The organism is Aureimonas sp. ME7, from assembly GCF_903970965.1.
Taxonomy (GTDB): Bacteria; Pseudomonadota; Alphaproteobacteria; order Rhizobiales; family Rhizobiaceae; genus Aureimonas.
Genome location: NZ_CAJCKW010000001.1, coordinates 594,192 through 620,965, shown reverse-complemented (window position 1 = coordinate 620,965; position 26,774 = coordinate 594,192). Strand labels below are relative to the sequence as shown.

The 26,774-nt window shown below is 68.7% G+C and carries 25 protein-coding genes and 2 pseudogenes; 17 read left to right on the top strand and 10 right to left on the bottom strand.

Annotated features, from left to right (window positions below; all coding sequences use genetic code 11):
- Positions 1-2: 2 nt before the first annotated feature.
- The 4 genes from H7A85_RS02880 to rraA all read left to right on the top strand — a co-directional run bounded on the left by H7A85_RS02880 (position 3) and on the right by rraA (position 3,862).
- Positions 3-992, top strand: coding sequence for a tripartite tricarboxylate transporter substrate binding protein (locus tag H7A85_RS02880; protein ID WP_210270208.1), 990 nt, complete (start codon positions 3-5; stop codon positions 990-992).
- Between the two features lie 165 nt (positions 993-1,157).
- On the top strand, positions 1,158-1,778 hold the full coding sequence (locus H7A85_RS02875) for a tripartite tricarboxylate transporter TctB family protein (RefSeq protein ID WP_182084358.1): 621 nt from the start codon (positions 1,158-1,160) through the stop codon (positions 1,776-1,778).
- Positions 1,775-3,277 (top strand): tripartite tricarboxylate transporter permease, encoded by a 1,503-nt coding sequence (locus tag H7A85_RS02870; RefSeq protein WP_182084357.1) that lies wholly within the window; start codon positions 1,775-1,777, stop codon positions 3,275-3,277. The genes H7A85_RS02875 and H7A85_RS02870 overlap by 4 nt, the downstream gene beginning before the upstream one ends.
- Positions 3,278-3,373: 96 nt before the next feature.
- A complete protein-coding gene (gene rraA / locus H7A85_RS02865) occupies positions 3,374-3,862 on the top strand; it encodes a ribonuclease E activity regulator RraA (RefSeq protein WP_182084356.1) in 489 nt (162 codons plus the stop codon).
- Positions 3,863-4,018: 156 nt separating this feature from the next.
- On the opposite strand, the pseudogene dnaE2 reads toward rraA, so the two are convergent.
- Positions 4,019-5,692, bottom strand: a pseudogene (gene dnaE2 / locus H7A85_RS20790) (error-prone DNA polymerase); the annotation flags it as partial.
- 34 nt (positions 5,693-5,726) lie between these two features.
- Entirely contained in the window at positions 5,727-6,212 is a 486-nt protein-coding gene (locus H7A85_RS02850; protein WP_182084355.1) for an Lrp/AsnC family transcriptional regulator, read from the bottom strand.
- A 100-nt stretch (positions 6,213-6,312) separates the two neighbouring features.
- On the opposite strand from H7A85_RS02850, the gene H7A85_RS02845 reads away from it, so the two are divergent.
- The 4 genes from H7A85_RS02845 (at position 6,313) to H7A85_RS02830 (ending at position 9,698) form a co-directional block, all read left to right on the top strand.
- Entirely contained in the window at positions 6,313-7,524 is a 1,212-nt protein-coding gene (locus tag H7A85_RS02845) for a diaminopropionate ammonia-lyase (RefSeq protein ID WP_182084354.1), read from the top strand.
- Between the two features lies 1 nt (position 7,525).
- A complete protein-coding gene (locus H7A85_RS02840) occupies positions 7,526-8,692 on the top strand; it encodes an amidohydrolase (RefSeq protein WP_182084353.1) in 1,167 nt (388 codons plus the stop codon).
- A 454-nt stretch (positions 8,693-9,146) separates the two neighbouring features.
- The gene (locus H7A85_RS02835; protein WP_182084352.1) at positions 9,147-9,362 is read left to right on the top strand and encodes a LysR substrate-binding domain-containing protein; all 216 of its coding nucleotides are present in this window, start codon (positions 9,147-9,149) and stop codon (positions 9,360-9,362) included.
- Between the two features lie 165 nt (positions 9,363-9,527).
- On the top strand, positions 9,528-9,698 hold the full coding sequence (locus tag H7A85_RS02830; RefSeq protein WP_182084351.1) for a hypothetical protein: 171 nt from the start codon (positions 9,528-9,530) through the stop codon (positions 9,696-9,698).
- A gap of 128 nt (positions 9,699-9,826) precedes the next feature.
- Here the strand turns inward: H7A85_RS02830 and H7A85_RS02825 are convergent, their stop codons facing one another.
- Entirely contained in the window at positions 9,827-10,579 is a 753-nt protein-coding gene (locus tag H7A85_RS02825; RefSeq protein ID WP_182084350.1) for an alpha/beta hydrolase, read from the bottom strand.
- A gap of 451 nt (positions 10,580-11,030) precedes the next feature.
- Here H7A85_RS02825 and H7A85_RS02820 point away from each other — a divergent pair, with 451 nt between their 5' ends.
- From H7A85_RS02820 to H7A85_RS02795, 6 genes are all read left to right on the top strand, one after another.
- Positions 11,031-11,774 carry a helix-turn-helix transcriptional regulator gene (locus tag H7A85_RS02820; RefSeq protein ID WP_182084349.1) on the top strand — a complete coding sequence of 248 codons (744 nt, stop codon included), beginning with the start codon at positions 11,031-11,033 and terminating at the stop codon, positions 11,772-11,774.
- Between the two features lie 160 nt (positions 11,775-11,934).
- Entirely contained in the window at positions 11,935-14,199 is a 2,265-nt protein-coding gene (gene fhuE, locus H7A85_RS02815) for a ferric-rhodotorulic acid/ferric-coprogen receptor FhuE (protein WP_348519690.1), read from the top strand.
- Between the two features lie 284 nt (positions 14,200-14,483).
- Positions 14,484-15,467, top strand: coding sequence for an ABC transporter substrate-binding protein (locus H7A85_RS02810; RefSeq protein WP_182084347.1), 984 nt, complete (start codon positions 14,484-14,486; stop codon positions 15,465-15,467).
- Positions 15,464-16,540 carry an iron ABC transporter permease gene (locus H7A85_RS02805; RefSeq protein ID WP_182084346.1) on the top strand — a complete coding sequence of 359 codons (1,077 nt, stop codon included), beginning with the start codon at positions 15,464-15,466 and terminating at the stop codon, positions 16,538-16,540. The genes H7A85_RS02810 and H7A85_RS02805 overlap by 4 nt, the downstream gene beginning before the upstream one ends.
- 74 nt (positions 16,541-16,614) lie before the next feature.
- Complete coding sequence (locus H7A85_RS02800; protein ID WP_210270207.1) at positions 16,615-17,589, top strand: iron chelate uptake ABC transporter family permease subunit; 975 nt, start codon at positions 16,615-16,617, stop codon at positions 17,587-17,589.
- Positions 17,586-18,404, top strand: coding sequence for an ABC transporter ATP-binding protein (locus H7A85_RS02795; protein ID WP_182084344.1), 819 nt, complete (start codon positions 17,586-17,588; stop codon positions 18,402-18,404). Before H7A85_RS02800 ends, H7A85_RS02795 begins: the two co-directional genes overlap by 4 nt.
- Positions 18,405-18,432: 28 nt before the next feature.
- On the opposite strand, the gene H7A85_RS02790 is transcribed toward H7A85_RS02795, so the two are convergent.
- The gene (locus H7A85_RS02790) at positions 18,433-19,188 is read right to left on the bottom strand and encodes a helix-turn-helix transcriptional regulator (RefSeq protein WP_182084343.1); all 756 of its coding nucleotides are present in this window, start codon (positions 19,186-19,188) and stop codon (positions 18,433-18,435) included.
- Positions 19,189-19,413: 225 nt separating this feature from the next.
- On the opposite strand from H7A85_RS02790, the gene H7A85_RS02785 reads away from it, so the two are divergent.
- From H7A85_RS02785 to H7A85_RS02775, 3 genes are read left to right on the top strand one after another with little or no spacing between them, the layout of a single operon-like run.
- The gene (locus H7A85_RS02785; protein WP_182084342.1) at positions 19,414-20,622 is read left to right on the top strand and encodes an FAD-dependent monooxygenase; all 1,209 of its coding nucleotides are present in this window, start codon (positions 19,414-19,416) and stop codon (positions 20,620-20,622) included.
- 6 nt (positions 20,623-20,628) lie between these two features.
- Complete coding sequence (locus tag H7A85_RS02780; RefSeq protein ID WP_182084341.1) at positions 20,629-21,831, top strand: MFS transporter; 1,203 nt, start codon at positions 20,629-20,631, stop codon at positions 21,829-21,831.
- The gene (locus H7A85_RS02775) at positions 21,828-22,556 is read left to right on the top strand and encodes a siderophore-interacting protein (RefSeq protein WP_182084340.1); all 729 of its coding nucleotides are present in this window, start codon (positions 21,828-21,830) and stop codon (positions 22,554-22,556) included. The genes H7A85_RS02780 and H7A85_RS02775 overlap by 4 nt, the downstream gene beginning before the upstream one ends.
- 58 nt (positions 22,557-22,614) lie before the next feature.
- On the opposite strand, the pseudogene H7A85_RS02770 reads toward H7A85_RS02775, so the two are convergent.
- From H7A85_RS02770 to H7A85_RS02750, 6 genes and pseudogenes are all read right to left on the bottom strand, one after another.
- Positions 22,615-23,286 (bottom strand): annotated as a pseudogene (locus H7A85_RS02770) (amidohydrolase family protein); the annotation flags it as partial.
- 21 nt (positions 23,287-23,307) lie between these two features.
- Positions 23,308-23,433 carry a hypothetical protein gene (locus H7A85_RS20980; RefSeq protein ID WP_280514898.1) on the bottom strand — a complete coding sequence of 42 codons (126 nt, stop codon included), beginning with the start codon at positions 23,431-23,433 and terminating at the stop codon, positions 23,308-23,310.
- A 64-nt stretch (positions 23,434-23,497) separates the two neighbouring features.
- Positions 23,498-23,860 carry an amidohydrolase family protein gene (locus H7A85_RS02765; protein ID WP_182084339.1) on the bottom strand — a complete coding sequence of 121 codons (363 nt, stop codon included), beginning with the start codon at positions 23,858-23,860 and terminating at the stop codon, positions 23,498-23,500.
- Between the two features lie 322 nt (positions 23,861-24,182).
- Positions 24,183-24,875, bottom strand: a complete 693-nt coding sequence (locus H7A85_RS02760) for a cupin domain-containing protein (RefSeq protein ID WP_182084338.1) — start codon at positions 24,873-24,875, stop codon at positions 24,183-24,185.
- Between the two features lie 3 nt (positions 24,876-24,878).
- Positions 24,879-25,622 carry an SDR family oxidoreductase gene (locus H7A85_RS02755; RefSeq protein ID WP_182084337.1) on the bottom strand — a complete coding sequence of 248 codons (744 nt, stop codon included), beginning with the start codon at positions 25,620-25,622 and terminating at the stop codon, positions 24,879-24,881.
- Positions 25,616-26,725, bottom strand: coding sequence for an FAD-dependent oxidoreductase (locus tag H7A85_RS02750; RefSeq protein WP_244630891.1), 1,110 nt, complete (start codon positions 26,723-26,725; stop codon positions 25,616-25,618). The genes H7A85_RS02755 and H7A85_RS02750 overlap by 7 nt, the downstream gene beginning before the upstream one ends.
- Positions 26,726-26,774: the final 49 nt, after the last annotated feature.

The window sequence follows — 26,774 nt, the reverse complement described above, 5'->3', positions numbered from 1 at the left end:
CCGTGACCAACGCAATCGCCAGCCTGACCCGACGCGCCCTCGTTCTGGGAGCCGCGATGCTGCCGCTCCTGTCGGCGCCCTCGTTCGCCGAGGACGCCTATCCCACCAAGCCCGTCCGCATCCTCGTGCCGCTCGCCGCCGCGTCCACGGTAGACATCGTCGCGCGCAAGCTCGCCGAGGATCTCGCCGCGCCGATGGGACAGCAGTTCATCGTCGAGAACCGGCCGGGGGCGGGCGGCGTGATCGGCACCTCGGAGCTCGTCCGGGCGGAGAAGGACGGCTACACGATCGGCATGATCTCGTCGAACCACGTGATCAACCCGAGCATCATGAAGTCGGTGCCCTTCGACAGCCTCGCGGACATCAAGCCGATCTCCGTCATCGCCACGGTGCCGCTGGTGCTCGTGGCCCACCCCTCGCTGGAGGCCAAGAGCGCTCAGGAGCTGATCGCCATGGCCAAGGCGCAGCCCGGCACGGTCGACTACGGATCCTCCGGCAACGGCACCGCCCTCCATCTTGCGGGCGTCCTTTTCACGCGGGAGGCGGGCGTCGAGATGCGGCACGTCCCCTACAAGGGCACGGGTCCGCTCACGAACGACCTCGTCGCCGGCCACGTCAAGGTCGGCTTCCTGTCCGTCGCCGCCGCGCTGCCGCAGATCCAGGGCGGGACCCTGAAGGCCCTCGCCGTCTCGACCCCGACCAGGAACCCGTCCCTGCCCGACGTCCCGACCCTCGCCGAGTCCGGCCTGCCGAACTACAGCTTCGACGCATGGGTCGCCATGATCGGACCGGCGGGACTGCCCCAGCCGATCGTCGATCGCCTTTACACCGAGACCAAGCGCGTCCTCGACACCCAGAAGGTCAAGGACGACTTCGCCGCGCAGGGCCTCGTCGTCGTCGGCAGCGACCCGGCGACGGCCGAGACCTTCTTTCGGGACGAGCTGAAGAAGCATTCCGAACTGGTCGCGGCGTCCGGCACCAAGCCGGAGTGACACCGGCCTGACGACCGGCGCCGCCGCCCCCGCCGCGGCGTCGGACTTCGCCCTTCGACCGGAGCCATTGGGAGGTGGCCGGCCGACAAGCGGGCGGAGCGCGGCAGTACCAGGGAGGAATTCATGATCGACCATCGGCAAGCGATCCGAAGGAGGGCCGGCCTCGTGCGGTCGCCGTCGGCCTTGGCGGGCGGGCTGACGCTCCTCGCGCTCGCGGCCGTCGCGCTGTGGCTGACGCGGGACCTCACGCAGGGAACCCTCGACGAGATCGGCTCGGGCCTTCTGCCGCGATGGCTGGCGATCGGCGTCGGCGCCTGCGGCCTTGCGCTTCTTCTCCTGTCCGTCCTGCGTCGCGGTGCGGCCTTCGAACCCCTGCCGCTGCGCGGTCCCGTCGTCCTGTCGATCGCGATCCTCGCCTTCGCCGTCCTGGTCCGCGCGTTCTCCATCGGGGGCATGACGCTCCCGGGCCTCGGCCTCGTCGTCGCCGGCCCCGTGGCGGTGTTCGTGTCGGGCCTCGCGAGCGACGAGGCGGACTGGCTGGAACTCGCGATCCTGGCGCCCGGGCTGACGGCGTTCTGCATGGTGCTGTTCGGGGATCTCCTTTCCTTGCAGATCCCGCTCTATCCCGACGCCCTGCTCGCATCCTTCCCGCCCGGCTGGTCGCCGAAGGCGGTCCTGCGGGTCGTCGCTGCCGTTCTTGCGCTGGTCGCGGCCGCCTTCGCAGCGGTCGCCTGGCGCCGTCGGGCGCGGCACGGTTCGTCCTTGCGCCGGGAGGTATCCCGATGAGCGACTTCGTCTCCCACCTCACACTCGGCTTCGGCGTCGCCCTGACGCTGCAGCACCTCGGTCTCGCCTTCCTCGGCTGCCTCGTCGGCACGCTGATCGGCGTCCTGCCCGGCCTCGGCGCCACGGCCACCATCGCGATGCTGCTGCCCGTCACCTTCGGCCTCGGCCCGGTCGGCGCCCTCATCATGCTATCGGGCATCTACTACGGCGCCCAGTACGGCGGCTCGACCACGGCCATCCTCGTCAACATTCCCGGCGAGGGCACGTCCGTCGTCACGGCGCTCGACGGCCACCAGATGGCGAGGCAGGGACGCGCCGGCATCGCGCTCGGCGTCGCGGCGATCGGGTCGTTTTTCGCGGGTACCGTGGGCACGCTCGTCATCGCGGCGCTGGGCACGCCCCTCACCCGCCTCGCACAGGTGTTCAGCCCGGTCGAGTACTTCTCGCTGATGGTCATGGGCCTCGTCTTCGCGATGGTGCTGGCACACGGTTCGCTCCTCAAGGCGACCGCGATGATCCTCCTCGGCATCCTCCTCTCCACGGTCGGCATCGACATGGAGACGGGCGAGGAACGGATGACCTTCGGCTTGCCGATCCTCTACGACGGGATCGACTTCACCGTCCTCGCGATGGGCATCTTCGGCATCGCCGAGATCCTGAGGAACCTCGAGAACAAGGAGCGGCGCGATGTCGTGCGGCAGTCGATCGGCCGTCTCATGCCCAACCGCGACGACTTCCGCGAATCCTACAAGCCCGTCATCCGCGGGACGATCATCGGTTCGATCCTCGGCATCCTGCCCGGCAACGGCGCCGTGCTCGCGCCCTTCGTCTCCTACACCGTGGAGAAGAAGCTGGCGCGCGACCCCAGCCGCTTCGGGCGGGGCGCCATCCAGGGCGTCGCCGGCCCGGAGGCCGCCAACAACGCAGGCGCCCAGACCTCGTTCATCCCGCTCCTGACCCTCGGCATCCCGCCGAACTCGGTGATGGCGCTGATGGTCGGCGCGATGACGATCCACGGCATCGTTCCCGGACCGCAGGTGATGACCACCAACCCGGCGCTGTTCTGGGGCATGGTGGCGTCCATGTGGGTCGGCAACCTGATGCTCCTCGTCATCAACCTGCCGCTGATCGGCCTCTGGGTGCGCCTCCTCGCGGTTCCCTACCGCCTGCTCTTCCCGTCGATCGTCCTGTTCTGCTGCATCGGCATCTACTCGGTGAATGCCCTGCCGACCGACGTCATGTTCATCGCCTTCTTCGGCGTCGTCGGGTTCGTCCTGATCAAGATGGGCTTCGAGCCCGCGCCCCTCCTGCTCGGCTTCGTGCTGGGCAAGCTGATGGAGGAGAACTTCCGGCGGGCGCTGATCATCTCGCGCGGCGACATGATGACGTTCCTCGAGCGGCCCGTCAGCGCCGGGCTGCTTCTCGTCGCCGCATTGTTCCTCGCATTCGCCCTGCTGCCGACGGTGCGCAAAAGCCGGGACGAGGTCTTCGACGAGTAAGGCACCTGTCGGCTGGCGACCGCGACCGGGCCGACCTCCCATCCGCGCCCCTTGGCCGACCTCCCATCCGCGCCCCTTGGCCGACAGCGAGGCACCATGGACGACATCGGCACCGCCGACCTCTGCGACGACCGCCCGGATGACGTGGAGGTCTGCTCGTCGCCGCTACGCCTCTACGGCGGTCGTCGCCGCTTTCACGGCGAGATCGCGACCGTCCGCACCGATGGGGACGCCGGACTCGTAAAGCGGGAACTGGCGTCGGAAGGCCGCTCCCGCGTCCTGGTCGTCGACGGCGCGGGCTCGCTGGACGTCGCCCTGTTCGGTGATCGGCTCGCCGCGCTCGCCGTCCAAAACGGCTGGGCCGGCGTCGTGGTGTTCGGAGCGGTGCGGGACACGGAGACGCTCGCTACGATGGATCTCGGCGTCGCCGCCTTAGGAGCGACCCCGCGCCGGGGAAGGCTGGACGCCGCCGGCGCCGTCGGAGCGAGCTTCGATTACGGCGGTGTCAGGTTCTCGCCGGGCCGTATCGTTGTCTGCGACATGGACGGGCTTGTCGTGACGGAAGCGCGAAAGGACGGCGGTTAGCCGCCTGACGCCAGAGCACACATGCATGGCCTCTCCAGCGTGGGATAGGGACCGCCGCGTGTACCGCGGGACTATCTTGGCATCCTCGGTTGCGCCGTTCGCTTCGGGGCGTGACGCTTCCAATGCATTCCGTGGAGTTCCGGTGGAAAGCCACCATCAGCGGAAGTCGCGCATCTTCACCCGGATCTCGTCGACCACGTGTCCGTAAGGATCTGCCATCACCCTGGCGGTCGGCATACGTGCCTTCGCTGGCTAGGATGCAATCGAGTTGTCCATGGCGCTTTCGTCAGTTCGTCCCCGTCGCCCGACGCTCGCGAACTCCCGCGACAAGTCCGTCAACGAATGGGCCACGAGATGCACGACCTCCCCTTCCCGCTGGATGCGCCCCCGCACGCCCATCATCCCGGCACCCAGCACCGTCCGGCGGTTCGCCTCGAACACCTTCGTCCAGCCTACCAGGTTGGCGACGCCTGTCTCGTCCGCGATTGTGATGAACATGACGCCCTTCGCCGAGCCCGGCCGCTGGCGGACGAGGACGAGCCCCGCAACCTCGACCCAACGTCGGTCCCGCGACGCCATGGCTTCAGCGCAGGTGATGTGTCGACGAAGGCCGAGTTCGGCGCGGAGGAACGAGACCGGATGCTGGCGGAGCGTCAGGCCGACATGGCCGTAGTCCTCGACCACCTCGCCGCCCTCCGGCGTCGCCCGTAGCCAAACGACCGGCTCGACCTGCTCGGACACGGTGGCCGCCTCCCGGTCGGCGGCTGCGGCGAACAGCGGGAGTGGCTCGTCGCGCAGCGCCTTGATGGCCCACAAAGCGTCCCTGCGGCTCACACCCATGGTGGGACGGAAGGCCTCCGCTTCGGCGAGCTCGGTTAGGGCGGCGTGCGGGACACGCGCCCGGCGCCACAGGTCGTCGACGGAGGCGAACCGCATGTCGCCTCGTGTAGCGACGAGGCGGGCAGCGTCCGCGTTCCCCAGTCCGCGTACCATCCGTAGCCCGAGCCGGACGGCGAAGCGCCCGTCGTCGGCATCGGAAAACTCTTCCGCTTCCCGCGGCTCGAGGGTGCAGTCCCAGCGGCTGGCGTTGACGCAGACAGGTCGGACCTTGACGCCGTGCTCTTGGGCGTCACGGACGATCTGCGCCGGCGCGTAGAAGCCCATCGGCTGGGCGTTCAGGAGCGCCGCGCAGAACACGTCGGGATGCCAGCACTTCAACCAAGATGACGCATAGGCGATGAGTGCGAAGCTTGCCGCGTGGCTCTCCGGAAAGCCATAGGATCCGAAGCCCTCGAGCTGGCAAAACGTCCGCTCGGCGAACTCGCGCTCGTAGCCGTTCGCCACCATCCCCTCGACGAGCTTGTCGCGGAAGTGGGAGACGCCGCCCGTGAACTTGAACGTCGCCATGGCGCGACGGAGCTGGTCCGCCTCCCCAGGCGTGGACCCGGCGCATTCGATCGCGACGCGCATCGCCTGCTCCTGGAACAGCGGCACGCCGAGCGTCTTGCCGAGGACCCGCTCGAGCTCGGGCTTCGGGAAGACGACCTTCTCCCTGCCCTCGCGGCGCCGAAGGTATGTATGGACCATATCGCCCTGAATCGGCCCCGGGCGGACGATCGCGACCTCGATCACGAGGTCGTAGAACGTCCGCGGCTTCATCCGCGGCAGCATCGCCATCTGTGCGCGGGACTCGATCTGGAACGTGCCGAGCGTGTCGGCCCGCCGGATCATCGCATAAGCAACCGCCATGTTCAGATCGACATCCGGCGGCACGATGCTATCGCTCTGTTCGAAGACCTCACCGGACAGCTTCACGTACGCGTTACGCAGCACCGACGCGCTCGGCTCCTCGCATTCCCAGTCACTAGCCGAGCGGTACCACGAGGCCGACTTTCACCCGATCCATGGCGACGAAGGTTCGGAAACGCTTTACGTTGGCGTTGCCGAAGAACAGACTGCGCGTCAGGGCTTCGTATTCGCCCATCGACTGGACGCTGAGAACGAGGACGAAATCGGTCTCGCCGGCGACGTAGTAGCACTGCTGGACCGCCGTCTCCGCGAGAAAGGTTGCTTTGGCGGCGTCGATCAATTCGGCGCGCTCGCTCTCGAGGTCGACGTTGACCAGGACGGTAAGCCATTGGCCCGCTTCCTCCGGATCGACCACGCAGATGTTGGCGCGGATGACGCCCGTTTCGTGAAGACGCTTGATGCGCCGCTGCACGGCGGGCGCGGAGAGGTTGATCTTCTCGCCGATCGTGCGCTGGGGGGTGTGGTTGTCACGCTGGAGGATGGCCAGGATCTTGAGATCGCTGGCATCCAGTTCGACGGGTCGTACGCGGGTTGATGGCATGCGGCTTACGAAGCAAGATTGCACGGTAGGTCTGATTTTAGAGCGCAAAACTCTCGCTCGGCGCAATAAGAAATAGGCGGCTGATCGAGGAGGCTTTCCCATGTTCGTCCCCAACATGTTGCCCGACCACGACCTCCCGCTCGATGCGTCGGATGTCGACATCCTCGGCGATGCCGGCACGGATGCGGTGGAGCGGTGGATGTCGTTCCGGGCCGACAACCACGAGACGCCCCTTCACGCCTTGCCCGCGCTGGCCGCGGAACTTGGCCTCGCGTCCGTTCATGTGAAGGACGAAGGCTCGCGCCTCGGTCTCGGCTCCTTCAAGGCGCTCGGCGGCGCCTACGCGGTGACGCGGCTCGTCCTCGAGGAAGCCTCGCGCCGTCTTGGCCGGCAGGTCGACGTCGGCGACCTCGCCGCGCCGGAGGTCCGCGCCGTGGCCGCTACCATGACGCTCGCCTGCGCCACCGACGGCAACCATGGCCGCTCCGTCGCGCAGGGAGCGCAGGTCGCGGGCGCCAAGGCCGCCATCTTCGTCCACTCAGGAGTCAGCGACGAGCGCGTCGCGGCGATCGGCCGTTTCGGCGCCGAGATGATCCGCGTCGAGGGCAACTACGACGATTCCGTCGCGCGGGCTTCGAAGGTCGCGGCCGAGCGCGGCTGGATCATCGTGTCCGACACCTCCTGGCCGGGCTATGAGCGCATTCCACGTCTCGTGATGCAAGGCTATACGGCGCTGGTGCGCGAGACCCTCCGCCGCCTCCCCGAGCCGCCCACCCACGTGTTCCTCCAGTCCGGGGTCGGCGGCTTCGCCGCGTCCGTGGCGGGACACATGGCCCTTGTTCTCGGCGACCGCTGCCCGACGGTGGTCGTCGTCGACCCCGCCCGCGCCGCCTGCCTCGTCGAGAGCGCCCGGGCGGGCCGTCCCGTCAAGGTCGACCAGAGCGAGGCGACGGTGATGGCGATGCTCGAGTGCTACGAGCCCTCGCTCGTCGCCTGGCGGATCCTGTCCCGCGTCGCCGACGCGTTCATGACGGTCGACGAGGACGACGCTCTCGCGGCCATGAACCGTCTGGCGCGCCCGGTCGGAGGTGATCCCGCGATCGTGGCGGGCGAGAGCGGTGGGGCAGGCTTTGCCGGGGTCGTCGTGGCGCTCCGCGACGAGCAGGCTCGCGCCTCGATTAGGCTCGGCGCCTCGTCCCGTGTTCTCGTCATTAACACCGAGGGGGCGACGGATCCGGAACTCTACCGTCGGCTCGTCGGCATGGACGTCGCGGAGGTGCTTGGCTCGAACGCGACCCCGAGGGCAGCCTGATATGACGAAGTCCCCGGAGAGCGTCCTCGTCGAGGAGATGACGGCCTGGCGGCGCGACCTCCACGCCCATCCAGAGTTCGGCTTCGAGGAGAGCCGGACGGGGGCCTTCGTCGCGACCAAGCTGCGCGAGTTCGGCCTCGACGACGTCGTCGAGGGGGTCGGCGGCACCGGGGTCGTGGGAACGCTGACGCGCGGCTCTGCTATCCGCTCGATCGCGTTGCGCGCCGACATGGACGCGCTGCGCATCACCGAGCAGGGCGAGCGGCCGCACCGGTCGACGAACTCCGGCACCATGCATGCCTGCGGCCATGACGGGCACACCGCCATGCTGCTGGGCGCCGCGAAGTGTCTTGCGGAGGACGGCGGCTTCAACGGCACCGTGCGCTTCGTGTTCCAGCCCGCCGAGGAGTGGGGCAAGGGCGCCATGGCGATGTTGGCGGACGGCCTGCTGGAGCGGTTTCCGTTCGAGGAGATCCATGGGCTCCACAACATGCCGGGCCTGCCCGTCGGCCATTTCCAGACGCGGGCCGGACCGTTCATGTCGGCAGAGGACGTCTTCGAGATCGTCCTGCGGGGTGTCGGCGGGCATGCAGCGCGCCCGCACTGGGGCAGGGAGACCCTGGTGGCGGCCTGCGCGCTCGTCACCAATCTCCAGACCATCGTGTCCCGGCGCCTAAGTCCTTCCGACGTAGCCGTGGTGTCGGTGACGGAGCTGCTGACCGACGGAACGCGCAACGTCCTCCCGGGCGAAGCGAGGATCAGCGGCGACACTCGCTCCTTCCGAATGGACGTCAGCGTGGAGATCGAAAGGCAGATGCGAGCCATCGCGGAGGGAACGGCGCTCGCGCACAACGTGTCGGCCGAGGTCGCCTACGCAAGGGAGTTCGTGCCGCTCGTCAACGACGCCGTTCTGGCCGACGAGGCTCTCGCGACCGCCAGGTTCCTGTTCGGGGACGACGCCGTGTCAGAGCCGGCGGATCCGATGACGGCATCGGAGGACTTCGCACGCTTCCTCGCGCACGTGCCGGGATGCTTCGCGTTCCTGGGCAACGGCTTGGAGTCCGCGCCGCTGCACAACGCCGCCTACGACTTCGACGACGGCGGTTTGATTCATGGCGCCCGTTACCATGCCGGCATCGTACGACGGCGGCTACCGGCATCGCCTTGAGCCGACCGGCACAAAGTCTCGCACCTGCACCAAGGATTGATCGATACGATCTGTCATGCGGCGGCTTGATTCCGTTGAGCGGACCACGGACCAACGAACGAACAGGTTCCGCGCTGCCTTTGCACCGAGAGGATCCGAAGCTGGCCGTGACGAATATTTTTCTCCGCCGCCGCGACGTGATCGGCACACCACCGTAAGACGGGCACCGCGTTTGCGATACCTGATTGGGCACCGCGCGTCCGCGGTCGGGCGACGCTCCATCGCGAGGCCTGCGAAGTCCCGTGATGACTGGGCAGTGCCCTGCGCGACGTCGTGCGGCGATCGGTGGATCCAAGACGCCGCAGCCCGCGCGCGCGGGACCGCAGATCGGATTCGCGGCTTGAGGTGCGGCGGCCAAGCGAACGGTTTGCACGTTCGCTAATGTCGGGGATCCGTTCGCGGCGTTCATCTGAAGGTGGAATTCAGCCTGACGCTCCTCGACGACCCAGCGGGCGGCATCCGGTCGGACCGCTGGGACGTTATCGTGCGCATCGGACCACTGGCCGACAGCGCGCTTTCGATGTGGCGCCTGGCCCCGAACCGCCGCATCGTCTGCGCGGCACTGAGCTACCTGGCGATCCACGGGCATCCCACCCATCCGCAGGACCTCGTCCGGCATATCTGCGGATGATCAGGGAGGACCAAGCAGATGTGACGCGCCGGAGCCTCATGGAGGCGCGCGGCGAGGTGGTCGCCGTGCGGTTACGCCCGGAACTGGCCAGCAACGACGGCGGCGTAGTGAAGGGAATGGCGCGTGCGGGTCTGTGCATCTTCCAAAGATCGGAATGGGGACGTCGTGGACGAGCTTCGCGCCGGCCGGCTCGTCGAGATCCTTCCGGCATCGCGGATGCCCGATGCGGACATCCTCGCCATCCCGGGACCGCGCGAGGGACGGCCGCCGCGGATGGCGTGCTTCGCCGACATCCTGAAGCAGGCGCTGAAGCCGGTGCCGTGGCGCCAGGGATAGCCGGTCCACCCTGAAGCCGATGCGAAGAGATCCCCCCTGCGACCGGCGCGGAGTTGCTTGCGTCGCCTCGCCGCGGCAGCGCCCGACATCGGGATGGACGTCCGCTGCAGGCCGCCCATCCCGGACGATCACCTAACGGCTTGAGCTGCCTTCTCGATCACCTCCGAGACCATCTGGGCCTGCGAGATGAAGACGGCATGGCTTGCGTCGATCTCGGTCATCTCGGTGCCCGAGCGCTTGTACATGAAGCGCTGGAGATCCGGGCTCAGGGCCTTGTCCTGCGTGGTGAGGATGCCGTAGCTCGGCTTGTCGTGCCAAGCGGCCGCCGGCACCTTGGCCTGGAAGGCCGCGACAGCCGCCGGCACCTGCGAGCGCGCCATGAACTCTGCGATGTCCTTCGGCAGGTCGGCGGCGAAATCCGCCGCGAACTTCGCAGGATCCAGGTAGAGGAAGCCGTCGTCAGTCGCCTTGATGTCGTTGGACGGAGAGGGCATCGTGCCGATCAGTCCGGCGGTCGTCTCGCCCTTCTCCGGCTGGAGAGCGGCGACATAGACCAATGCCTTGACCTTGGGGTCGGTGCCGGCCGTCGTGATCACGGTGCCGCCGTAGGAATGTCCGACCAGCACCGTATCGCCGTCCTGCTGGTCAAGAACGCGCTTCGTGGCGGCGACGTCCTGATCAAGGCCCGTCAAGGGCTGCTGAACGATCGAAACCTTGTAGCCGTCGCGGGTGAGGATGTCATAGACGCCGCGCCAGCCCGAACCGTCGGCGAACGCGCCGTGAACGAGAACGACGTTCTTGGCCTGGGCAAGCGCGGGAGTTGACACGGCGGCGGAGGACAGGAGAGCGGCGGCGAGCATGATGTTGCGCAGTGCAGGCATTGGAACGTCCCTTATCGAACAATGGAGCGGGCTCGATTCCGCTCGTCTTGGGCGTGGTGACATAGAGCGCGTTTCCCGGACGCGAAGTCGGATGGCCGATAATGTCCGTGACGATTTCCCCGATCCCGGCCCACCTATTGCCGAGGCGACGAGGCTCGGCGCCCTGACGGCCATATCGAAACGTCACGCTCCCCCGTGACGAGTCCCCCCCGCAGGACTTATAAGCAACCCGCTTCCGTCGGAGATTCCGGTGTGATGCACCCCTGGCGATCGGCCGCGGCGTCGATCGCGCGACGAACACGTGAACCATTCACGATACGCGAGTCTTTCCTTGGCTTCTGACAGCAACAGGCTCGAGGACGAGCATCGTGCCGATCCTGCGGGTGAATTGATCCCCCTGACCTCGAACCCGGACGACAATCCACGACCCGTTTCCCTCTCGATCTCGCGGATGGACAGACGCGTTTGGCGCTTCCCGTCCCATTCCCACACGAGATCGCAGCTCCTCTTCACCATGAACGGCGTGGTCGACTGCACGGTCGGGGACAGCTTCGGTATCGTTCCCGCCGATTGCGCCGTCTGGATACCCGGCGGATTGCGACACACGGTAAAGGGGGCAGGCTTGGCGGAATGCTGCCTCCTCTACCTCGATCCGAGCCGCATCCCCGCGTCGCTGAACGGCCACCGAACGGTCAAAGTCTCCCCGCTTCTTCGCGAGCTGATGATCGAGGCGGCGAAGCAAAGCGACGCCTATGACGAAAACGGCGCGCCTGGGCGGCTGATGGCCACGATGCTCGACCAGCTGGCGCTCGCTCCGACAACGGATCTGCAGCTCCCGATGCCGCGCGAGGAGCGGCTGCGCAGGCTCGCCGAGCGCATCGTTAGCGACCCCTGCGACGCGGCGAGCGCCCGCATGTGGAGCAAGCGGGCCGGTCTAAGCGAGAGGAACCTGCGCCGGCTCTTCCAGGCAGATATCGGCATGAGCTTCGGCAGTTGGCGCCGCCGTCTGCACGTGATGCACGCCTCGCAGCGCCTGATCGCGGGCGAGCGCGTCCAGGACGTCGCCCTCGACCTTGGCTACGACAACGCCAGCGGCTTCATCACGATGTTCCGCAAGATCGTCGGCAAGCCCCCCGCCCGTTACCTCGCCGACCTGTCTCCCAAGGCTGGCGCGCGGCGGGAGGAAACGACCTGAGCGCCGCGCCCCGGGCCTGACGGATCCGACCCGGACCTGCGCGCGCGGACCGCCAGTTCGGCTGCGGCCTATGTCCGAAACGCGAAATGGAACGTCCGCTTCTCGCTACCCGCACGCACCCTTCATGAGTAGTTTCCCATCGAAACGCTCGTCGTGACGAATGAGCTCAAAGCATCCGGGTGCCGCGTTGTACTTTGTAACGGTTCTAAAATACCTTCGGATGCCTTGCAAGGCCGTGCGCCCCCCGATCTCCGACATCTTCGAGCCTTGCGCCGCGGCGACCGACGGCCGCCATAGCTTCGCTTGTTCTCGCAGGTCACTGGCTATTGGCTCCGCGATCGCCCTGTTGTCGTCGAGCGCGTTCGCGCAGTCGGTCGAGGCGGATGCCGATATGGTCGTCCTCGATACGGTCGTGGTAACGGGCGACGGGGGGGCCGGGTCCGAGAAGGGCTATTCGGTGGTCTCCACCGGTTCCGCCACCAAGCTCGACCTGACGCCGCGCGAGACCCCGCAATCCGTGACCGTGGTAAACCGGCAGCGCATCGAGGACCAGAACCTCAGGACGGTGGGCGAGGTCCTCGTCAACACGACCGGCGTCTCGCAAAGGAGCTTCGACAGCGAGCGCCTGTCGTATTTCTCGCGCGGCTACCGCATCAACAGCTACCTGTTCGACGGCCTGCCGACGACGCTCGGCAGCACCGGTTCCTATTCCGAGGGAACGCTCGACACCGCGATCTACGAGCGCATCGAAGTGGTGCGCGGCGCCACCGGCCTGATGACGGGCGTCGGCGACCCCTCGGCCTCGGTGAACCTCGTGCGCAAGCGCGCCACGAGCGACGTCTTCACGGCGACCGTGACCGGCTCCGCCGGCTCGTGGAACGACTGGCGCGGGCTGGCGGACGTCAGCACGCCCCTGACGCGGGAGGGAACGGTTCGCGGGCGGTTCGTGACGTCGCTGCGCGATACGGAATCGCAGCTCGACCGGTACGAAAACGGGAAGCAGCTCTTCTACGGGACCGTGGATGCCGACCTGTCGGAGAACACGACCCTGAGCGTCGCGCTCGACTATCAGGAGTCCCGCCCGGAGGGGAACACCTGGGGCGGCCTGCCGATCTGGGACTCGAACGGCAACCCGATCAGATGGAGCCGCTCGTTCAGCCCTGCCCCGGACTGGTCGCACTGGTACACCACCAACAAGGGCGTCACGGCCGATCTGGAGCACCGCTTCGACAACGGCTGGACCGCGCGCGCCGTCGCCGCCCATGCCGAAACCGAGGCCGACGAGAAGCTCGGCTCGGTTTCGGGCTTCCCCGACGCGCGGACGGGCCGGCTGCGCTACCAGGGCGGCCGGTTCATCGAGAACCGGGACGTCGACTCCTTCGACGGCTACGCCACCGGGCCGGTGGAGCTGTTCGGCCGCGAGCACGACTTCGTGGTCGGCGTGAGCGCCAGCCGACAGACCACCGGCAGCCTGGGCGCCGCGCGCCCCACCTTCTTCGTCGACAACATCTTCACCTTCGACGGCGACGTCGCCGAGCCGAACTGGGGGCCGCTGACCAACTCCGGCACTACCGACATCGACCAGCAGGGCGTCTATGCCACCAGCCGGTGGAACGTCAGGGACGATCTCAAGCTCATCCTGGGCGGACGCCTCGCGGCGTGGGAGACGAGCGGCAGCGCCGGCGCAAGCGAGACCGCTTTCGTGCCCTATACGGGTGTAGTGTACGACCTCACCGACACGGTCTCCGTGTACGGGAGCTATACCGGCATCTTCAACCCGCAGACCCTTCGCGACACCACCGGCGCCTACCTGAAGCCGCTGGACGGCAAGAGCTACGAGTTCGGGGTGAAGAGCGCCCTGTTCGACGACAGCCTGGACGTCACCTTCGCCGTGTTCCGTACCGAACAGGACAACTTGGGCGTCGCGGACGGCAGCAACATCGTGCCGGGAACCGGCGCGCAGGCCTACGTCGCCGCTTCCGGGACGCGAAGCCAGGGCTTCGAGATCGAGCTGTCCGGCGCGGTAACGGATCGCTGGAACATCACGGGGGGCCTGGCCCACTACGATTTGAAGGCGGAGGACGGCGCGGCGGTCAACACCTACATCCCCCGTACCACGGTCAACCTCTTCACCTCCTACAACCCACAGATTTTGGACGACAAGTTGACGCTGGGCGGCGGCGCGCGGTTGCAGAGCCGGATCTACGCCGACGTCGCCAGCCCGACCGGCACGCGGCGGGTCGAGGAGGACGGCTACGCCGTGGTGGACCTATTCGCCAAGTACGAATTCGTCGAGAACGTCACCGGGCAGGTCAACCTGTCCAACTTGTTCGACCGGCGATACTACAGCCAGCTCGGCTTCGGGAGCTATGTCGGCTTCGGTCCAGGCCGCAGCGTCATCGCCTCGCTGAGCTACAAGTATTAGAGCGCTTTCAACGAAGGCCGGATCGGCTCTCGCGTCGCACAACGCGTCGAAACAAGGAGATGGAGCGCGTCCGGCGAACCTGGGTTCGGTGCACACGCTCCGGAGCATCGTCGTCGATCGGAGGACGCAATGGCGTGCGAAGCAGATGTCGCTCTGTGCGGCCTTGCGCCCCGTGTCGCGGAACATCGCCGGTCGCAGCAGTGGGACCTTGCAGCCGCTCTTCGGAGTGGATCGGCGGCCTTCGATCCGCGAGCGATCGCGACGCCGGAACCTGGAGCGTTTGAATGATCCCGTGCCGCCATGTCGGCCTGCGCCAACTCGCGGCGCTGGTTTCCTGCCTTCTCGCCGGTCCCGCCTCGGCGCAGGATGCGCCCGACGCGGGACGTTTTCCCATCGCGATCGAACACAGCCTCGGTCGAACGGTGATCGGGAAGCGGCCCCAGCGCGTCGCCGTTCTTGGCGTGACCGACGTCGACGCCGTCCTGGCGCTGGGCTACGTCCCGGTTCTGGTGAACCGGTGGATCCCCGAATGGGCGCATGGAGTCGGCCCCTGGGCGGAGCCGCTTCTGGGCGGGACGACACCCTTGATGTTCAAGTCGCGCGAGATCGACCTCGAACGCGTGGCGATGGCGGAGCCCGACCTGATCGTCGGTTCCGGGAGTCTTCTCGACCGAACGACCTACGACAAGCTGAGCCTTCTCGCGCCCACCACGGCGCCCATGGCGGACCATCCCGACCCTTACGCGACGACCTGGGACGTCCAGACGCTGGCGGTCGGGGAGGCCTTGGGGCGCCCGGAAGCGGCCGAAGCCCTGGTGGAGCGCGTGCAAGCGCTCTTCCGGGCGGTTCGCGAGGCGCACCCGTCCTGGTCGGGCAGAACCGCCGCGACGCTGATCAACTGGAACGGGCAGATGCTGATGTACGCGGCGAGCGACAATCGCGGCGAGTTCCTCCGGGCGATCGGCTTCGGCATGCCCGCCGACCTCGCGCAGCTCGCCGGAAACCGCTTCAACGTGCCGATCAGCGAGGAGCGGCTGGACCTTCTCGACCAGCTCGACCTCATCGTGGTCCTCACCAACGACGCGGCGGGGCGTAGCTTCTTCGAGCAGTCCGCCGTGTTCCGTCGGCTCGCCCCGGTGAAGAGCGGCCACGTCGTTTATCTCGACGACCGGAACCTCACCATGGCCATGTCGGGCTCGACGGTCCTGTCCATCCCCTACGTGCTGGACGCGCTCACAACCAAGATCGAGCAGGCCATCGGGAAATGACGTCGCCGACGCTGCCCGAAGCCGCGGGCGCGCGAGCGCGCTCCGGCGGCGCGGCGCGCGGCGCGCGGCCGGCGGCGCGCCCGGCCCGGTCGATCCGTGCCTGGCTGCCCGTCGCGCTGTGCCTGCTTCTGGCGACCGCGGCCGCAAGCGTCGCCATCGGGGCCAAGACCCTGACGATCGGCGAGATCGCCGCCGCGCTGCGCGACCCGTCCGACTCCTATGCGAGCACGATCGTCTGGTCGACGCGCATTCCCCGCACGCTCGTCGGCCTGTGCGTGGGCGCGGCGCTCGGGCTTGCGGGGGCGATCATGCAGTCCGTCACGCGCAATCCCCTTGCCGATCCGGGGCTGCTGGGCATCAACGCGGGCGCCGCCGCCGGCGTCGTGCTGGCGCTGCAGCTCGGCTACGCCTCGGCGACGGGCTACGTCTGGGCCGCGATTGCCGGCGCGGCCCTCACGACCCTCGTGGTGCAGGCCGTGGGCACCGGCGGTCCGCCCTCCGGGCGCATCATGCGCATGACGCTCGCGGGCGTGGCGGTCAACGCGGTGATGATCTCGGTCGTGTCCGGCACGCTGCTTCTCGACCAGTCCACCATGGAAAGCTTCCGCTTCTGGTCGATCGGCGCGATCGCCGGACGCCCCCTGGCGGTTCTCGCCGAGACCAGTCCCCTCTTTCTGGCCGGCCTGGCGGTCGCCCTGTCGCTCGGCCCCTCTCTGAACGTCCTGAATCTCGGCGAGGAGCTCGGCGCCTCGCTCGGGCTGCGCGTCGCACGGGTAAGAGCCGTCGCCGTCGTCTCGACCGTCCTTCTCAGCGCAGCCGCCACCGCGACGGCCGGGCCGATCGGCTTCGTTGGGCTGGTGATACCCCATGTGGTGAGGACGCTCGCCGGAAACGACCAGCGCAGGCTTCTGGTCCTGTCCGCGGTGCTCGCGCCCATCCTTCTCCTGTGGGCCGACATATTCGGCCGCCTCGTGGCGCCGCCCGGCGAGCTGGAGGTGGGGTTGGTCGTGGTCGTAGTCGGCGGGCCGTTCTTCGTTCATCTCGTGCGCCGACGAAACCTCATCGACCTATGACGCCCATCTCCGAGGCCACCCCGGCGCCTCCCGCAAGGCCAGCAGTCGCATCCCGTACCGTCCCGCGACGGCGGGTGGGGATCGACCTCGCGCTGGCGGCGCTGATCCTCGTGGTGTCGGTCGCGACGCTGACCGCCGGCCCGCCGCACATTCCGCTGGACCGCCTCTGGGGTTCGCTGGCGGGTGCTGGCCGGCCCGCCGACGACTTCGTCCTCCTGACGGTCCGGCTGCCGCGTCTCCTGACGGCGCTGCTGGTGGGCGCGGCGCTGGCGATCTCGGGCGCGATCTTCCAGAGCCTGTCGCGCAACCCGCTCGGCAGCCCCGACATAATGGGACTCGGCGCAGGTGCGGCCACGGGCGCGCTGGTCGCCCTTTTCGCGTTCGACGCGATCGGGCTCGGAATGGTGCTCGGCTCGATGCTGGGGGGCCTTGGCACTGCGACGCTCGTCTATGCCTTGGCCTACCGGGGGGGCATCCGGGGATACCGCTTCGTTCTGGTGGGCATCGGCATCGGCCCGGTGCTGGCTGCGGTCAACAGCTTCATCCTGAGCCGAGCCAACGTGAACAAGGCGCAGGAGGCGGCCTTCTGGCTCGTGGGCAGCCTCAACGGCGCCGGCTGGGAGGACGTGCTTCCCGTGTTCGCGGCGTTGCTCGCGCTGATCGCGCTGACGCTCGGCCTGCGCCGGCAGCTCGAGATCATCGAGATGGGGGACGACCTCGCCTTCTCGCTCGGCGTGCGCGTCGAGGCCATCCGGTGCCTGTCGATCGCGGCCGGCGTCCTGCTCGCGGCGGTGGCGACGTCGTCGGCCGGGCCAATTCCCTTCGTCGCGCTCGCCGCGCCCCACATCGCGCGCGGGCTGGCCGCTGGGTCCGCGCTGCGCGTCTCGACCGCCGGGCTGGTCGGGGCGCTTCTCCTGTCGGCGAGCGATCTCCTGGCGCAGCGCCTTCCTGTCGACGTCTCGGTGCCCGTGGGCGTCGTCACCGGCGCCCTGGGCGGCCTCTACCTGACCCTCTGGCTCACCGCCGCGTTGCCCCGGAGCACCCGATGACCATCCTCGAGGCGCGCGGCCTGTCGCTCGGCTACGGACCGGACACGATCATCGAAGCGCTGGACGTCGAGATCCCCGCCAACTCCGTCACCGTGATCGTCGGTCCGAACGGCTGCGGAAAATCGACGCTGTTGCGGGGCTTGGCGGGCATCCTGCCGGCGCTGCGCGGCGAGGTCCTTCTTGCCGGCCGAATGCTGTCGTCCTATCGGGTCGCGGAACGGGCGCGCAGGCTCGCCTTCCTGCCGCAGTCCCCGCTGCCGCCCGACGGGCTGACGGTCGAGGAACTCGTCGGGCGCGGACGCAACCCCTACCGGAAGCCGTTCGGCAGGTGGTCGAGGGACGACGAGACGGTGGTGCGGGATGCCATCGCCGAGGCCGGCATGGAGGCGCTGGCGACCTGCGCGCTGAACGAGCTCTCGGGCGGGCAGCGGCAGCGGGCCTGGCTGGCCCTCGTTCTCGCCCAGCGCACCGAGGTCGTCCTTCTCGACGAGCCGACGACCTATCTCGACATCGCCCACCAGATCCACGTCCTGGACATCTGCCGCTCGCTGCACGAGACGCGTGCGCGCACCGTCGTCGCCGTTCTGCACGACCTGAACCTGGCATGCCGCTACGCCACCCATCTGATCGTCATGCACGACAGGCGGATCGTCGCTCAGGGACCGCCCGCCGCGGTCGCGACCGTGGACCTGATCCGCGCCACGTTCGGCGTCGACTGCACCATCGTGGCCGATCCGCTTCTCGGTCACCCTCACATCATTCCCCATCGTCGAACGGCCGGCGTGGACAGCGCCGCAACCGGCGCATCGGCGTGAGGCGACCATGGCACTCGGGCGCCGACGCTCAGGCCAGCTCGGTCCGGTGCGTGCTCGGCGCGGAGCCGAGCGCCCGCCTGAACATCGCTGAGAAGCCGGCCGTGTTGCCGTAGCCGAGGTCGAGGGCGATCGTGGTGATCGGATCGCCCTCGGCCAGCCGCGGAAGCGCCCAGGACAGGCACGCCTGCCGCTTCCACTCCATGAAGCTCATCCCCGTCTCGCGGCGGAAGAGCCGCGTGAAGCGGCGCCGATCCATGGACATCGCCTCGGCCCACATGTCGATCGTCTCTGAGATGTCGGGATGCTTGAGGAACGCGCGGCAGCGCGTCGCCAGCGCCCCGTTGCGCGGAAACGGCACGGCGATCGGGATCGTCTGCGCGGCGTTCACTTCCGCCACCAGCAGCCGCATGACGAGGCCGTCGCGTCCCCGCTCGTCGTATCGGGCCGGGATATCCGCCGATTCCACAAGGAGCTGCCGGAGCAGGAGCGAGACCCGGATTACCCGGCAGGCGGGGCCGAAGGCGGTGATCGCGGCGGGCTCGATCAGGACGCAGCGAAACTGCACCGCGCCCGCAGTCTTGATGGAATGCGGGACGCCGCCGGGGATCCAGACGCCGCGTTCGGGCGGCGCGACCCAGGCGCCCTGCGGCGTGCTGACGGTGACGACGCCCTTGGCCGCGTACAGGAGCTGCCCGCGGCGATGGGAATGCTCCGCCAGTTCGAAGGTCGAAGTGTGGTCGCTGCTCACGCCGATCACGGTACGTGGCAAGTCTTCTTCGCTCATGGGATCGTTGTCCGGCACCGACTGTCCCAGTCTCGATAGCGTTTGACCCGAAATGAAAAGCGGGACGAACGGGTTTCATCTATCTCTGCGATCACGACGAAGCCGTTCGAGACCGATCGGCTCGTCCCTGGATCCCGCGATCGTCGCATCCCGCTCGCCGCACCGCGCAACGCCGGCGGCCGGGAGGACGCGACGCTCGCCCGGGTCCCGGGATCGACATGGGTCATGGGTGAAATGTTCCGCAAGCGAATCCTCATCACGGGCGCCGGCATCGCAGGGCCGACGCTGGGCTATTGCCTAAGCCGGCTCGGTCATCGGGTGACGCTTCTGGAGCGGGCGCCGACGCTGCGCTTGTCCGGCCAGACGGTGGACATCCGCGACGAGGGCCGCGACGTGATCTCGCGAATGGGCATCCTCCCGCGCGTCGAGGAGCTCATGACAAACGAGGACGGTCTGCGCTTCGTCGACGACGACAACCGGATCCGGGCGGAGCATCCCCGCGCGGGCGGCAAGAAGTCCTTCGTGACGGACATCGAGATCCTTCGGGCCGACCTGTCCAACCTCCTCCAGCAGATCACGAAGGACGACGTGGAATACCGCTACGGCGATTCGATCGCCGGGATCCACGAGGGCGAGACCTCCCTCGAGGTCGACTTCGCCAAGGCCGGTTGTCGGGAGTTCGATCTCATGATCGTCGCCGAAGGCATGCGGTCCAGAACGCGGTCGATGGTCTTCGGGAACGTGCCGCTTAAGCATATCGGGCTCTACACGGCCTATTTTGCGATTCCCTACGAACCGCAGGACGGGACCTGGGTGCGGTGGCACAACTGCGAAGGCGGCAAGTCGATCCTGCTCCGGCCGGATCGCGGACGGTCCTCGCGCGCCTATCTCTACATCCGCAGCGATCGGCGCGGCATCGACCTCGCCGGGCGCGAGCGCATCGTCGACTTCATCCGGGACACGTTCAAGGACGACGGATGGGAGGCCCCGCGCATCCTGCGGGAGCTCGACGGGGCCGGCGACTTCTTCTTCGAGGATCTCGCACAGGTCCGGATGGGGGCGTGGTCCAAGGGACGCGTGGCGCTTCTGGGCGATGCGGCCTACTGCGCGACGCCGGTGAGCGGAATGGGCACGACGCTCGCGATCGTCGGCGCCTACGTCCTGGCGAGCGCGCTGGCGGAGCACACGGACCATCGCGTAGCCTTCGCGCGATACGAAGCGAGAATGCGACCCTACGCCGAGCGGGCCCAGGCCATGCGCCCCTGGACGATCCGCATGGAGCAACCCTCCACGCGGTTGGGAATCCGTACCTTCTACGCCCTGAAGATGATCGAGCAAACGGCGCTCGGTCGGATCATTTCGGGAAGCCTCGGCCCTCGTCCCGAGGGCACGGACTTCCTCGGACCTGCGAATTTCGGCACCCAAGCAAGGTAGAACAACATGTCTCAGTCAACGATCGGCGCGCCTTGGCGCGCAACCGACGCAGCGTCCGGACTGGGCAGCGCCAAGCTAGCCACGCGGCTCGCGTTCTTCATCGCGGGCTTCGGCCTGGCATGCTGGGCACCCTTCGTTCCTTACGCGAAGGAGCGGATCGGGGCGAGCGACGCCGAGCTCGGCAGCATTCTCCTCTTCCTCGGCATCGGCAGCGTCATCGGCATGCCGCTGGCCGGCATGCTCGCGGCCCGCCTCGGCCAGCGCCTAGTGGTCGCGGGCGGGGCTGTCGGGCTGGCGATCGCCCTGCCCTCCCTCGCCTTCGCCTCGCAGGCCGTCGAGCTGGCCGCGGCCCTTCTCGTCTTCGGCGCCTCGCTCGGCGCGGTCGACGTCGCGGCCAACATGCACGGGACGGAGGTGCAGTCGCGCGCCGGCAAGCCGCTCATGTCGGGCTTCCACGGTCTCTACAGCGTGGGTGGCCTGGCTGGTGCGGGCGCGGTGACGCTCGCCCTGTCCTTCGGCCTGAACGTCGTCGTCACGGCGGCGGCGGCGAGCGCGATAGTGATCGTCTGCCTCCTGGTCGCCTTCTCGCGCTTCCTGGCGCATGCCACGACGGGCGAGCCCCATTCGGTCTTCGTCGTGCCGCACGGCATCGTCGTCCTGATCGGCGTCTTGACCGGCTTGACCTTCCTCGTGGAAGGCGCAGTGCTGGACTGGGGCGCGATCATGCTGGCGGACTCCAAGCAGATGCCCGTCGGCAGCGCCGGCGTCGGCTACACGGCCTTCGCACTGGCCATGACGGTCACGCGCATCGTGGGCGACAGCTTCGTCGCGCGGATGGGCGACAGGATGACGCTGGGGCTGGGATCGGTGGTCACCGCGCTCGGCGTCGCGCTGGCCGCATGGGCCGACAACAGCTGGGTGTCGGTCGCGGGCTTCGCCGTGAGCGGCGTCGGCGCCGCCAACATCGTTCCGGTGCTGTTCACGCTGGCCGGCCGCCAGAAGGCGATGCCGAGCGGATACGCCATCTCGGCCGTAAGCACGCTCGGCTATCTCGGCGTCTTCCTGGGACCGGCGATGATCGGTCACGTCGCGCAAGCTATCACCCTGCCGCTCTCGTTCGGCGCGTTGGCCGTGCTGATGCTGATCGTCGCGGCCCTGGCCGGCACGGTGGTCGATCGCACGAACGCGGGCACGGGGGACGCGCGGTGAGCGCGACCGACGCGACGCCGCCCTATGCACTCTACGGCGCGGAGGTGACGAGGGCGGCGCTGGTCGCCCCGCATCTGAAGCGGCTCACGGTGCGTGCGCAGGCCGTGCCGGGCCTGCGTGCCGATCTCCCCGGGCAATGGCTCAAGGTCTTCGTTCGCAACGGCGAGGGCCGGCGCCTGCCGGGCCGCGCCTACACGGTGCGGCGCCTGCGCGACGAGGACGGGTCGATCGACATCGACTTCGTCCTGCACGGAGACGAGGGGCACGTCTCGGCCTGGGCCGATCGCGCCGAAGCGGGGGACCGGTTCGAGGTCAGCGCGCCGCATTCGCGCAGCGGCTTCGCGATCGATCCCTCGATCTCGCGCTACGTCCTGGTCGGCGACGAGACCGGCTTCCCTGCGATCGCCGCCATCCTCGAGGCGCTGCCGGCGGGCGTCGGGGCGGTGGTCTTGAGCGAGGTCGCCGACAAGACCTGCCGGCAGCCGGTCCAATCCCGCGCGGAGGTAGACATCCGATGGTTGCATCGTGAGGCGAGCGACTATTACGGCCTGGCCGACGCCCTGCGCGGCGTCGACCTGACACCTGGTTGCGCGGTCTTCGTCGCGGCGGAGTCCGGCGAGGTCGCAGCGATCCGGTCGTGGCTGAAGGAACAGGACCGGACCGCGCGTCTCGACGTCAGCGGATACTGGAAGCGCGGGGAGACGGACCACCGCGACGCGGGGTGAGGCGCGGGGTGCAAGCCGCGGACCCGGGAGGCGCCATGAGGGAGGGCGGCGCAGCTCGTCATACGTCGGCTTGCCGACGCAGGTCCGCGATCGTCTCACGCGCCTCGGCGAGGAGAGCGGGAAGGTCGATCCCGGTCAGCGATCCGGCCTCCTTGCGGATCGTCCCGTCGATCATCACGAGGTCCACGTTCGCGGGTTGCGCCGCATGCGTCAGCATGAAGTCGACGGTGCCGACCGGCGCCGTGGTCACCGGATCGGCGCGCACCGCGATCACGTCGGCCCGCCTGCCGGGCGTCAGCGAGCCGACGAGATCGCCGAGCCCGAGGCTCCGGGCGCCGCCGATCGTCGCCCATTCCAGAACCCGGCGGTCGGACAGCGCGAACTGCGCCTCCGCCATGCCGGCGGCCAGAGCGGCGGTGACGCGCATGACGCCGAACATGTCGGCATGTCCGGCTAGCACCATGTTGTCGACCGACAGTCCCATCTCGACGCCGGAAGCGGCCATCTTACCCACCAACGGCAGGCCGTAGCCAACCTTGAGCTTCGTCCAGGGGCTGATCGACAGGGGCGATCCGGCTTCCCACATCAGGTGAAAGTCGTCGGCCGTCGCATGGGTGGCGTGGACGAGCTGGACGTCGGGCCCGAGCAGCCCTTCGCGCGCCATCACCGTGATGTTGCCCGTGGCAGCCGCCGCGCGGTCCGAGGCAACATGCGCCGTGACAGGCAGGCCGAGCTCGCGCGCCCAGCGCCATTACGCGCGCCAGACCGGCCCGACCGAGCGGTCGGGACCGCGCGCCGACACGCTGAGCGACAGGAGTCCGGAGGGTCCACCCGCGAAGTGCCGCGCCTTCATAGCCGCGATGGCGTCGAAGTCCATGACCTCGTCGGGCCCCAGAGACTGCAGATAGCCAAAGGCGAAGCGTCCGCGTAGGCCGGACCCTTCACGTTGTGCGCCAGTTGTGGACTGTTGTGATGCCGGCATGGACGGCCTCGGCCGCCGCAAGGCGCACGCCGAGCGCGCTCGGCTCCGGCGTCCAGACGCGCGCGAGCAGTCCCATCGTTTTGACGAAGGGGCCGAGCCGGCTGTTCGGAAGCCTGCACGCCAGCGTGTTCCCCAAGTGCCAGTGCGCGTCAACGAAGCTCGGCATCACGAGGCAACCACGCATGTAACGGCGCGCGACGCCCGGCGCCCCGAGCAAGCGCGCGACGGCGACGATCGCACCGCTGCGCACATGGACGTCGCCGACCGGCAGGTCGCCGATCGCCGGATCGAGGCTGACCACATGGCCGGAGGCTAGCATCACCTCGCCGCCTCCGTCTCCGCTCCCTTAGCCCCGCCTGCGCCCACGCCCGGCGGGGCTTAGGGAAGGACGCGGTAGCCAGCGTCGCCGCACCGCTGCCCGGAAATTCGCGACGTCCCGCCATGCTTATCCGGCGCTCCTCGCGTTGAAGCGGATCGGTCCAATCTTCGTCGCAATGCGGTCGCCTCGCATTCCTGCGACCGTCTCGACATCGCCAACCTAAGTGCGCCGCCGCAGCGCGAAACCCTTCTCGGGCGCAACTCTTCGTGTGAGACCGCGCGACGGACGGCGATGCAACCGCAACCCGGCGTCGGCCGTGTCGCTCCTAGCGGGGGTCTGACTCGCCAATATCGCAGACGTCCGGGTGGATCAGCGCGCCCTGCTTCATCCAGACCGTCGTCCCGTCTTCGCTGATCTCGGCGTTGAACGGAACACCGCCCGGCAGCCTGCCCCAGCTCTGCGCCCCAAGCGCCGTGCCGTCCACCGTCAGCGAGCCGGTGAGGACGATGAATTCGATGCCCCGTTCGTTCTCGACGCGAACGGTCGTCCCTGCCGACCACGTCTCGATCCGCACCTCCTCGGCGCCGTCATCGAACAGGACCCTGGCGCTCTCGGAACCCGGGCGGGTGGCGACGTCGCGCCCCTCGCCGGGGCGGATGGCGATCTGCGTCCGGTCGGACTCGCGGAACTGCCAGAGCCGCACGAAGATGGTGCACCCGCTCTCCGACGCCGGGACATGGGAAGTCCCCGGCGGGTTGCGGATGTAGGACCCCGCGGGATAATCGCCGTGCTCGTCCTGGAACACGCCGTCGAGCACCACGAACTCCTCGCCGCCCCCGTGCGTGTGCCGCGGGAAGGCGCTGCCCGGGGCGTAGCGGACGATGGAGGTCGCCCGCGCCCGCTCCTTGCCGATGCGGAAGAGCATGCGGCGGTCGACGCCGGCGGCCGGGCTCGGCACCCAGTCAAGTTCGGCGGCGTTTACAAGCACGGTCTTCGACAGGTCGTCGTTGATGCGCATGGTTCAGATCTCCCCGAGGCCGCCGTCGACGGCCATCTCACTACCCAACATGAAGTGCGACTGGTCGCTGGCGAGGAACGCGACGGCCGCGGCCACCTCCTCGGGCAGCCCCATCCGGCCGGCCGGGACCTTGGCCCCGACCTTCTCGGCATAGGCACGGAACTCGTCCTCGCTCTGGTCGGGGCTGCGATGGATCGGCGTCTCGATCGGGCCGGGGCTGACGGCGTTCACGCGGATGCGCCGGTCGGCAAGCTCGGCCGCGAGCACGCGCGTCATGGACCGGACAGCCGCCTTCGAGGCCGAGAGCGCGGCACGGCCGGGCGTGCCGACATGGCCGAGCCAGGACGTGTTGAGGATGATGGAGCCGCCGTCGTTCATGATCGGCAGGACCGCCTGGACGGTGAAGAACACGCCCTTCACGTTGACGTCCATGAGGCGGTCGAACCTCTCCTCGTCGGTCGTCGCGATCGGCGTGCCGTAGGCGATCCCGGCGTTCGCGAAGAGGATGTCGAGCCGACCGAACTCGCGACCGAGCGTGTCCGCCATCGCCTTCAGCTCGGCGACCGAGCGCACGTCCGCCCGGATCGCCACGGTGTCTCCCCCAATGGCGTGCCGCGCCGCCTCGAGCTTGTCGCCATCGGTTCCCGTGATCGCGACGCGGGCGCCCTCGGCGCGCAGGCGCTGTGCGGTGGCAAGTCCGATCCCGCTCGAGCCGCCCGTCACGAGGGCAGTCTTGTTCTTCAGCATGCCTGTGCCCCCGTGGCTCTGAGTGATGGATGTCGGTGGAAGAGTTCGGCGACCGCCCGCTCGGCGGCGTCCACCGCCCCGGCGAGGTAGCCGGGATCGCTGGCGCTGGTCTCGCTGCCCGCGAGCGAGATGCGGTCCTCCCAGGTCCCGGCGACCCAGGGACGCCTGTCGGGGACGGGATGTCCGCCTGGGATGCGATCGGCGGCGGTCGCGGTCAGGGGATCGGCGGCCCAGTCCTTCAGGACGGTCGCGCGCGGCGTTGCCGCCTCCGGGCCGAACAGGCGGACGAGCTGGCGAAGGCAGGCCGCGACGATCGCCTCGTCCCCGGCCGCGACCCGCGCGTCGGCCGCGACGCCAAGGAACCCGAACAGGGCGGCAGCGCCCGACGCGGAGGTGGCGTCGTGGATCTCGCCGAGCGGTCCGACCATGCTCTGAGCGGTGCCGGACAGGCCGTCGTCGCGCCAGAACGCACGGTCGTAGACCGCGACGAACTTCGCGTGCGGTGCCATCCACGTCGGCGTCTCCCGCCAGCGCCGCGCCGTTCCCGGATCGAGGGTGGGCGAGAAAGCGACGGTCGCCTCAAGGAGGCGCGGCGGCAGCGCGAGAATGACGTGGGACGCCTCGAGCCGGGCCTCGCGCCCGTCGGCGTTCTCAACGGTGAGGACGATCTCGGGTCCGGCGGCCTCGATAGCCCGCACCCGCGTGCGCAGCGACACGCGCGACGACGGCAGGCCCGCTTCGAGCGTTCTCACGATGGAGGCCGTCCCGCCGGTAAGGCGCATGGATTGCGGTTCCTGGCGCATGCCGCGGAAGCGCCGTCGCGCCTCGTGCGGCGAGCGCTCGAACACGATCTCCCCCTCGTCGTGCTGCCCGAACGAGCCAAGACCAAGCTCGTCGACGAACGCGCCGAAGCCCGCGTGCATGCCGGGCCAGAACCAGGACGGCCCAAGGTCGAACCCGTCGGCCGACGGCTCGCCGGACGCGTCCACCGAGAGGATCCTTCCGCCCAGGCGGTCGCGGGCTTCCAAGAGGACGAAGTCGATGCCCTTCGCATGGAGGAGCCGTGCGGCCGTCAGGCCGGCAAGGCCACCTCCCACGATCACGACGGGATTGCTAATGGTCGGTCTCCCGAATGGGAACGGGAGCCGCGAC